The following is a 9,503-nucleotide window of genomic DNA, read 5'->3' as shown; positions in this document are numbered from 1 at the left end:
AGCACCGGGACCGCCCAGGGCTGGAACGGCTCGATCGTCGGCGGGCTGGAAACCTGCGGCAGCACCATCCGGTAGACGTAGTAGGACAGGCTGGTTCCCAGCAGCGTGACTCCTATCCCGGTAACATGCTGCGACAATCCCAGCGGCACCGTCAGCAGGGCATGCAGGAGCCCCAGCATACCGCCTGCCAAGGCGGCGACCATGACGCCGGTCCACAGGTCGCCGCCCTGGTAGACGGTCATCCACCCCGCCATGGCGCCCAGGGTCATGATGCCTTCGATGCCGAGGTTCAGCACCCCGGCCCGCTCGCAGACCAGCTCCCCCAGCGTTCCCAATATGTAGGGCGTCGCGATCCGCAACGTGGCCGTCCAGAACGCCGCCGATACCAGCAGGTCGAGAATGTCAGCCATCAGTTCCCCCTGCCCATCAACCCGCCACTCAACCCTGGGCGCCGGACCAACGGACCCGGTACCGCACGAGGAAGCCCGCGACCAGGATGCACAGTAGGCTGACCGCCACCAGGACGTCGGCGATGTAGTTCGGTACCGGCACGCTTCTGCTCATGGCGTCGGCTCCGACGAAGATCCCCGCGACGAACACCGAAGCCGCCACCACCGCCAGCGGGTGAAGCTGGGCCAGCATCGCCACGACGATACCGCTGTAGCCGAAGCCCGGAGACAGGTCCAACGTCAGGTATCCCCGCAGCCCGGCGATCTCGGCGGCTCCCGCCAGCCCGGCCAGTCCACCCGACAGCACGGCTACCCGCAGCATCACGCCGTTCACGGCGATCCCGGCAAACCCGGCCGCGCGCGGATTGGCGCCGACCGCCTTGATTTCATAGCCCCACACCGTCCGCGTATTCATCACCCACAACACGACGGATGCCGCCATCGCCAGCACCAGTCCCCAGTGAAGCCGCGACCGCTCGACCAGCTTCGGCAACTCCGCCTCCGGCAGCACCGGCGCGCTCTGCGGCCAGCCCATCCCCATGGGATCCTTCAGCGGTCCTTCCAGCATCATGGAAACGAACAGCAGCACGATGAAATTGAGCAGCAGCGTCGTCACGACCTCGTCCACGCCGAACCGCGTCTTCAGCACGGTCGGGCCGACCAGCAGCACCGATCCCGCCAGCGCTCCCCCGATCAGGACGATCGGCACCAGCGCCCAGGCGGGAAGTTCCAGCGGACCGCTCCCCAGCAGCACGGCGACCAGGGCGCCAGCGTAGAGCTGCCCTTCGGCCCCGATGTTCCACAGCTTCGCCCGGAACGCCACCGCCACCGCCAGCCCCGTCAGCATCAGCGGAGTAGCCCGCGTCAGCGTCTCGGCCAGGGCGAATTGCGAGCCCAGCGCGCCCTGGTACAGCAATCCGTAAGCCTGCACCACTCCCGTTCCGGTCCAGGCGATCAGTACGGCGCACAGCGCCAGCGCCGCGACCACGGCCCCGACGGGAGCCAGCACGCGGACCGCGACCGAGACATGCTCGCGCGGTTCAAGCCACATCGGGCAACTCCTCCCAATGTCCGGCCATGGCGAGCCCCAGTTGACGCACCGTGACGGCGGCGCGCGGCACCGGCGGCGACAGGCGTCCCCGGTGGATCACCGCGACCTGATCGGCCAGGGTCAGCAACTCGTCCAGATCCTCCGAAATCAGCAGCACTCCCGCCCCGGCCCTGCGAGCCGCCAGCAATTGTTCGTGGACATAGGCGACGGCGCCGACATCCAGCCCGCGCGTCGGCTGGTTCGCCAGGATCAGTCCCGGCTTGTAGCTGAGCGTCCGCCCCAGGATCAGCTTCTGCATATTGCCGCCGGACAGCAGCCGCGACACCGCGTCCGGTCCCGGACAGCGGACATCGTAGTCCTTGATGACCTGTCGTGCCCGTGCTCTGGCGGCATCCCGCCTCAAAAACCCGAACCGCGAGAACTCCGGCAGCCTGACGCGCTCCGCGATCAGGTTCTCCCAGACCGCCATGTCGCCGACCAGCCCGGTCGCGTGACGGTCCTCCGGAATGCGCGCCACGCCGCGCCTGACCATCTCCAGCGGTCCGGCCACGACGACCGGCTTGCCGAAGACTTCGAGCCGTCCATCGTCCGGCACGCCCAGCCCACTGACCAGATCCGCCAGCGCCGCCTGCCCATTGCCGGAAACGCCGGCGATGCCGACGATCTGGTGCCTCCGGACGACCAGATCGGCCCGGTCCAGCATGCCGCGCGCCGCCCGCAGGGTAACGCCGGTCAGAGTCAGCACCGGCTCCGCCGGCTCCATCGGCTCGACGGCGGGAGCCTTGAGCGTCCGGCCGATCATCAGCTCCGCCAGTTCGCTGCGGTCCGTCTCCGCCGTGCGGCGGACCGCCACCAGCTTGCCGCCGCGCAGCACGCCGACGGTATCGCTGGCAGCCATCACCTCGTTCATCTTATGGCTGATGAAGATGACGCCCAAGCCTTCCGCCGTCAGCAGCTTCAGCGTCGCGAACAGCCGCTCGCTCTCCTGCGGCGTCAGCACGGCGGTCGGCTCGTCCAGGATCAGGATGCGGGCATCCCGGTACAGCGCCTTCAGGATCTCGACCCGCTGGCGCTCACCCACCGACAGGCTGCCGACAAGCGTCGCGGGATCGACCGTCAGGCCGAACCGTTCCGCTAGCGCCGAAAGCTTGGCGGCCGCGGCGCCGCGATCCGACCGGAACCGCCACAACGGCTCCGTCCCTAGGATCACGTTGTCCAGGACCGACAGGTTGTCGGCCAGGGTGAAGTGCTGATGCACCATGCAGATGCCGGCGGCCAGTGCCGCCTTGGGCGAGCCGCCCGGCAGCGGCTGCCCGAACGCCTCGATCGTACCCGCATCGGCCACGTAATGGCCGAACAGGATGTTCATCAGCGTCGTCTTGCCGGCGCCGTTCTCCCCCAGCAGCGCCATGACCTCGCCGCGCCGAAGCTCCAGCGAAATATCGTCGTTGGCGACCAGGGCGCCGAAGCGCTTGGTCACCCCTGCCAGTCTCAGTACGACCTCGTGCATGAAGCCCCCTTAACTCCTGGGCTTCATCACATCGACGACTTCGGCTCGCTGTCATTGACATCGACGCGGAAGAGGCCGTCGCGGATTTCCTGCTCGCGTTCCTTGACCTTGGCCAGCACGGCTTCGGGGATCTTCTTCTCGAAGGTCCCCAGCGGCGACAGGCTCGACCCGCCGAACTTCATGGTGCTGAACTGGCCGTAGTCCTCGGCGCTGAACTTGTTCTCGCGGACCGCCGCGATGGCGCGGAAGATGGTCGGCTCCATATGCCACAGGGCGCTCGCGACCACCGTCTCGGGATACTGCGGCTGGGTGTCGATCACGTTGCCGATCGCCAGCTTGCCGCGCTCCTTGGCGGCGTCCGACACGCCGAAGCGCTCGGCATACATGATGTCCGCTCCCCGGTCGATCATCGCGAAGGCGGCTTCCTTGGCCTTGGGCGGATCGAACCACGAGCCGATGAAGCTGACCATGAACTTGATCTGCGGGTTGGTCTCGCGAGCGCCCTGCATGAAGGCGTTCATCAGCCGGTTCACTTCCGGGATCGGATATCCGCCGACCATGCCGATGATCCCCGACTTCGACATGCCGCCGGCGATCAGACCGGTCAGGTAAGCCGGCTCCTGGATGAAGTTGTCGAACACCGACAGGTTCGACCCCGCCGGGCCGAAGCTCGATCCCATCAGGAACGCCGTCTTGGGGTAGTCCTTGGCAACCGCGCGCACCGGCCGCTCGACCGCGAAGGCCTCGCCGACGATAAGCTGCTGTCCGGCCTCCGCATACTGACGCATGACCCGCTCGTAGTCGGTGGCCGCCACCGATTCGGCCCAGACATACTCGATCTCGCCCCGAGCCTCTGCCTCCTTCAGCGCCTTGTGGATGCGTCCGACCCACTGCTGCTCGATCGGCACGGTATAGACGCTGGCGACCTTGATCCTGGTCTTGTCCTGGGCGAAGACACCGGCGGCTCCGCCCGTCAGCGCCACGGCGCCCGCCACGAGCCCGGCCGCCATCAGCAAAGCCCGCCGTCCGATCCCCCGTCCTGAAAACCCGCTCATCCCGTCAGCCCCTCTATCCGGTATTTTCTTTGTCATCTCAGCCCGGTAGCAACCCTCATGCCACGGTCCCGGACGTGGCGCCACGGCCCCTCTCCGTCCGAGAGGAGCATAGCTTTGCGGCGTCTGTCCAGATACTGCTCAATATCCAGGCATGCACGGCATTTATCGAGGAATGCGGGCTGGCCGCAATGTCGCAACCGGATGAGTTCCCATCGGCGCTGACATAGACTGTTCACCCCCTTCCCGTCATACCAAGACTTGATCTTGGTATCTTCTTTCAGGAACTGGGCGGGTGACATCCGGACTTCAGGTTGAAGTCCTCACGTCAGCTTTCGCCGGGAGATGCCAAGATCAAGTCTTGGCATGACGGTAAAGTGGAGGAGAATGCCCGCCCGACGCGCAGGAACGTTTTAAGTTGGCGCCTATGGGATAAGTCCTCGGCACTAACCGTTTTTTCACCACGCCTGCCTGAAGCTCAACCGGAGCGTGGATATATGGAAATCGGGTTGCGGCGATGTGCTGGCGTTGGCTTCGGGACCGGACGGACTGGGTATCGGCGGGCATTGCGCTGGCGCTTCTGCTGACCGCTCAAGCCTCGATACCGTTGCCGGCCTCGGCAGCTCCGGTCAAGCCAACCATGTGGGTGGAGCCCGCCACTCCGGAGCGGACGCCGCTCGGCCCCGCGCAAGCCTCCGGCGCCGTCATCTGGGCACATGGCCTGTCGATGCATGACGAGGACTCGCGGTCTCCCACCCCGCCCTATGTCAAGGCGCTGGCGGAACAGGGCTGGGACACCTTCCGGCTCAACCGCCTGCGCGAGGCGGAGAGCCTGTCGGGCACGGCGTCGCGTCTGGCCAGGGCCGCGCGCGACCTGCGCGCCCAGGGCTACCGGCGGATCGGCGTTGCCGGCCAGAGCTTCGGCGCCTTCGCGGTGCTGGCCGCCGTTGCGGAGGATGGCGTAGCGGACGCTGTGATCGCCACGGCGCCCGCCGCCTATGGCAGCTTTTCCGAGTCGTTCGAGACGTGGCGCGCCAATGCCACCGAACTCTACCGCCTGCTGCGGCAAGTGGGCGAAACGCCGGTCATGCTGGTATTTTTCCACGGCGATTCCTACGATCCCGGCGGCCGGGCCGGAACGTCCCGCACGATCCTGGCTGCCGCCGGACGGCAGGCTCGCGACCTCGTCATCGACCAGCCCGCCGACCTGATCGGCCATTCGGCGGCGGCGAGCGGTCTCTTCGCCCGCCGTTTCGCCTCCTGCATCGGCCGGTTCATCGCCGGTTCCATCCTCACGGATGCCGACGAGGAGACTTGCGAGTCACCCTGGGGACGGCGTCCCGCTCCCGACCGGAAACCGGTCCGCGTCGGCGCCACCCTGGCGGCGGCAAGCCCTGCCGCCAGCTTCGACCTGAAAGGCTCCTGGTACGGCTTCTACCGGAACGGCCGGGAAGTGACGCTGCACATCGACAGCGTCACGACCGACGAGGAAGGCGAGCGCGTGTCTGCGACCTACCTGCTGGGCGCCGGTCTTGCCCCGGAAGAACGCGCCGAGTCCTCCCGCCGAAACGGCCGTTTCGCCAAGGGCGAGCTCGTGTTCGATGAACCGGCCCTGAACCAGCTCCGCTATCGGCTGCGCCCGGACGGCGCGCTGGCCGGTTCATGGCAGTCGCGCGACGGCGCAGCCACACTGGACACCGTGCTGCGCCGTCTGCCGTAGCGCGGTCTCATCCCTTCCGCTTTTCCACCCCTTGGGCTGGTGTAATCGGTTATCAATGAAGTCGGATAACGAGAAACGCACACCACTCGAGGAAGCGGAACCATGAAGGCCAGAGCCGCCGTCCTGCATGAAATCGGGCTTCCCCGCCCCTATGCCGACAGCAAGCCCCTGCATATCGAGGAGGTCGAGCTGGCGCCCCCCGGCCGCGACGAGTTGCTGGTCCGGATCAAGGCCGCCGGCCTCTGCCACTCCGACCTGTCCGTCATCAACGGCGACCGGCCCCGCCCGATGCCGATGGCGATCGGCCATGAAGCGGCGGGCATCGTCGAGCAGGTCGGCGAAGGTACCCAGGGCTTCGAGCCGGGCGACCATGTCGCCCTCGTCTTCGTGCCGAGCTGCGGCCGCTGCGGTCCCTGCTCCGAAGGCCGGCCCGCCTTGTGCGAACCGGGAGCCGCGGCCAACGCAGCCGGCACGCTGCTGGGGGGAGGCATGCGGATCACAGGTCCTCACGGCAAGCCGATCCATCACCATATCGGCGTTTCCGCCTTCGCCGAATACGCCGTGGTATCCGCCCGCTCCGCCGTGAAGATCGACCCCGACATCCCATTCGACGAGGCGGCGCTGTTCGGCTGCGCCGTGCTGACCGGCGTCGGCGCCGTCGTCAATACCGCCAAGGTCTTCGCCGGAGCCAGCGTCGCGGTGATCGGCCTGGGCGGCGTCGGACTGAACGCGATGCTCGGCTGCATCATGGCGGGTGCGGACCGCGTGATCGCCATCGACATGATCGACCGCAAGCTCGACCTCGCCCGCCAGCTGGGCGCCACCGACGTCTTCAACGCAGGAACCCCGGACGTCGAAACGGCTATCAAGCAGGCGACCGGCGGCGGCGTCGACTACGCGTTCGAGATGGCCGGTTCGGCTCCGGCGCTGGAAATGGCCTACCGGATTACCCGGCGCGGCGGCACCACCGTTTCATCCGGGCTGGCGAACCCGTCGAAGATGATGTCGATCCCCGCCGTTACCCTGGTGGCGGAAGAGCGGACGCTGAAAGGCAGCTATCTCGGCGGCGGAGTTCCCAGCCGGGACATCCCGCGCTACATCCGCCTGTTCAAGAAAGGCAAGTTGCCGGTCGACGCCCTGATGAGCGACCACATCAAGCTGGACGAGATCAACGAGGCGTTCGACAGGCTGGCGGATGGTACGGCCGTGCGCCAGCTGATCATGTTCTAGCTGACCCGGATATCGATCGGTCGCGGGCGGCCTCTTTCGGTTTACCGCGATTTCAACCGATAACAGGTGGCACGCGGTCCTGTTTGCGGGGCATCTTCCCGTATTGCAGAGGACAGACCTGTGTACTATCACGACAAGCGCTTGCAGTATCCGGTCCGTGTCGAAACTCCCGACCCGCTGTTCGCACGACAGCTACAACAAGCCATCGGCGGGATCGAAGGAGAACTCCGCGTCTGTCTTCAGTACTTCTTCCAGGCCTGGGGCGCACGCGGCCCGACGACCAAGTATCGTGATATGCTTTTGCATACCGCGACCGAGGAAATCGGCCATATCGAGATGCTGGCGACCGCCGTCGCCCTGAACCTGGAAGAAGCGCCGCTGTCGCTCCAGGAGACCGCCGCAGCCGCCAACCCTGTCGTCAATGCCGTGATGGGCGGCGAGCGTCCGCGCCACATGGTGGAGGGCATGCTCCACAAGCATCTGCTCTCCACCGGTCTGGCGGCCTTCCCCGGCAATTCCGACGGCGCTCCGTTCGACTGCTCGCATGTTTATGCCAGCGGCAACCTTGCCGGCGACATGTTCGCCAACGTAACCGCCGAGGCCACCGGCAGGACGCTGGCGGTCAGGCTCTACAATGCCGCGCACGATCCCGGCATGAAGGACATGCTGAGCTTCCTGATCGCGCGCGACACGATGCACCAGCAGCAATGGCTGGCGGTGATCGAGGAACTGGGTGGCTCGGCCGCACTGCCGATCCCCAACAGCTTCGACCAGAGCCTGGAGAAGCAGGAGTTCAGCTACGCCTTCTTCGGCACCGACAAGGACGGCAACCCGCCCCCCGCCGGCCGCTACACCTCCGGTCCGTCGCTGGACGGCAAGGGCCAGTTCACGGCGGTACAGGCAGCCCCCATGGGTGACGAGCCGGTACTCGGCCCGGCGCGTGACGGTTCCGGGGCTCAGAAGGAGCAGATGTAAACTCCGCACGGCCCGGCGCCTCCGCCGGGCCGTGACACCTCTGCCGCCTTGCCCTAAACTCCGGCCCTACCCCATGGAAGGGGTGGTTTTCTGGACTTGGGGGAGGTGGCGGTGGGAATGGTTCCCGTCTCTATGCCGGCACTGAAGCCCGGCGCCGTTATCCATGGCCCTAAGGCCATGACCGATACGCTGTTGGGCGATTTCGCGCAGGAAATCCAGAGCCGCGGCTTCAAGGTCGCCGGCCTGATCCAGCGCAACGGCGATGCGGGCGATGACTGCGCCTGCGTCATGGATCTGATCGATCTCGGCAGCGGTGAGGCGATTCGTATTTCGCAGGACCTCGGCGCCGGCTCGAATTCCTGCCGGGTCGATCCCGGCGGGATCGCCGAGGCTGGTTCCCGCTTGCGCGCGTCCCTGTCCGGCAAGCCCGATCTGGTCGTCGTCAACAAGTTCGGCGGGTTGGAAAAGGGCGGCGGCGGCCTGTCGGACGAGCTTCTTTTAGCCATGTCGGAAGGCCTGCCGGTGCTCACGTCGGTTGCCGGACGACTGATCGACGAGTGGATGGAGTTCAGCGGCGGCCACTGCGACCTGTTGCGCCCGGACGAGGCGGCGCTCTGGCAGTGGTGGGGAAGCCAGCGGCTCTACCAGGACCTCCTGCTCGGCGTGAAGGACGGTCCTGTCGCCCGGATCACGCGCAGCGCCCACTGGCTGCTGATCGAAGGCCCGGAAGCCTGCGGGCTGGCGCGGATACCGCGCGGCGCCGACCAGGCCGGCCGCTCGCTGGAGGACATGGCGGCAAAGGGTCTTCGGCACTTGGCCGGCCTCGTCAATTCCATCGACCTGTTCGAAGCGGCGGTCGGCCTCGCTGCCCTGAACGCCCATTACAATCGTCCCGGCCTGGAAGTCGGCGGCGGCAACGGCCTGGACGCCTTCGCGGAAGAGCATGGCCGCGTCGTCGCGATCGGCTCCTTCCCCGACATCGCCCGCCGTCTGCCGAACGCCCTCGTGGTCGATGCCCAGCCCGACGCTCACGAGTATCCTGCCGCCGCCGCCGACTGGCTGCTGCCCGGCTGCGCCGCCACCATCATCACGGCCTCGACCATCGCCAACCGCTCGCTGCCGCGCCTGCTCGATCTGGCGCGCGGTGCGCGGATAGCACTGGCCGGACCGGGCACGCCCCTGACGCCCCGGCTTTTCAGCTACGGTGTCGAGATCCTGGCCGGCTTCATCGTCGACGACCCGGCCGGCATGGCGCAGTGCATTGCCGATGGGGCGACACCGCGCGGCTTCCGCCAGTTCGGGCGGCAGGTCACGTTGCGCCGGCCGGGATGAGCGTCAGCCAGCGGGCGGCATTGCCGCCCTGGTTTCGCCCGCCTCCTCCGGCGGCCTCTCCTGGCCATGCCCTCATCATCGGCGCCGGCATCGCGGGAGCGGCGACGGCGGCGGCACTGATCCGGCGCGGCTGGCGGGTCACCGTCGCGGAGCGGCACGACCGCGTAGCCGCCGGAGCATCCGG

Annotated in this window: 9 protein-coding genes; 5 read left to right on the top strand and 4 right to left on the bottom strand. The window is 67.2% G+C overall.

The window, feature by feature from the left end; genetic code table 11:
- The 4 genes from AC5JJ6_RS27735 to AC5JJ6_RS27720 all read right to left on the bottom strand — a co-directional run.
- On the bottom strand, window positions 1–410 hold a 410-nt coding region (locus tag AC5JJ6_RS27735), incomplete at its 3' end, for an ABC transporter permease subunit (RefSeq protein ID WP_496045163.1).
- A 28-nt stretch (window positions 411–438) separates the two neighbouring features.
- Window positions 439–1,500 (bottom strand): ABC transporter permease, encoded by a 1,062-nt coding sequence (locus AC5JJ6_RS27730; RefSeq protein ID WP_496045162.1) that lies wholly within the window; start codon window positions 1,498–1,500, stop codon window positions 439–441.
- The gene (locus tag AC5JJ6_RS27725; protein WP_496045161.1) at window positions 1,490–3,010 is read right to left on the bottom strand and encodes an ABC transporter ATP-binding protein; all 1,521 of its coding nucleotides are present in this window, start codon (window positions 3,008–3,010) and stop codon (window positions 1,490–1,492) included. Before AC5JJ6_RS27725 ends, AC5JJ6_RS27730 begins: the two co-directional genes overlap by 11 nt.
- Before the next feature lie 26 nt (window positions 3,011–3,036).
- Window positions 3,037–4,065 carry a BMP family protein gene (locus tag AC5JJ6_RS27720; RefSeq protein WP_496045160.1) on the bottom strand — a complete coding sequence of 343 codons (1,029 nt, stop codon included), beginning with the start codon at window positions 4,063–4,065 and terminating at the stop codon, window positions 3,037–3,039.
- A gap of 514 nt (window positions 4,066–4,579) precedes the next feature.
- Between AC5JJ6_RS27720 and AC5JJ6_RS27715 the strand changes: the two genes are divergently transcribed.
- The 5 genes from AC5JJ6_RS27715 to AC5JJ6_RS27695 form a co-directional block, all read left to right on the top strand.
- A complete protein-coding gene (locus AC5JJ6_RS27715; RefSeq protein WP_496045159.1) occupies window positions 4,580–5,782 on the top strand; it encodes an alpha/beta hydrolase in 1,203 nt (400 codons plus the stop codon).
- Window positions 5,783–5,884: 102 nt separating this feature from the next.
- Complete coding sequence (locus AC5JJ6_RS27710) at window positions 5,885–7,012, top strand: zinc-dependent alcohol dehydrogenase family protein (protein ID WP_496045158.1); 1,128 nt, start codon at window positions 5,885–5,887, stop codon at window positions 7,010–7,012.
- Between the two features lie 120 nt (window positions 7,013–7,132).
- A complete protein-coding gene (locus tag AC5JJ6_RS27705; protein WP_496045157.1) occupies window positions 7,133–7,987 on the top strand; it encodes a manganese catalase family protein in 855 nt (284 codons plus the stop codon).
- A gap of 117 nt (window positions 7,988–8,104) precedes the next feature.
- A complete protein-coding gene (locus AC5JJ6_RS27700) occupies window positions 8,105–9,319 on the top strand; it encodes a DUF2478 domain-containing protein (protein ID WP_496045156.1) in 1,215 nt (404 codons plus the stop codon).
- Window positions 9,316–9,503 (top strand): FAD-dependent oxidoreductase (locus AC5JJ6_RS27695; protein WP_496045155.1); only part of this gene is annotated, 188 nt, incomplete at its 3' end. The genes AC5JJ6_RS27700 and AC5JJ6_RS27695, both read left to right, overlap by 4 nt.

It is taken from the genome of Skermanella sp. (assembly GCF_059503625.1).
The sequence above is the reverse complement of the archived record's forward strand: the minus strand, read 5'-3'. Positions and strand labels throughout refer to the sequence as shown.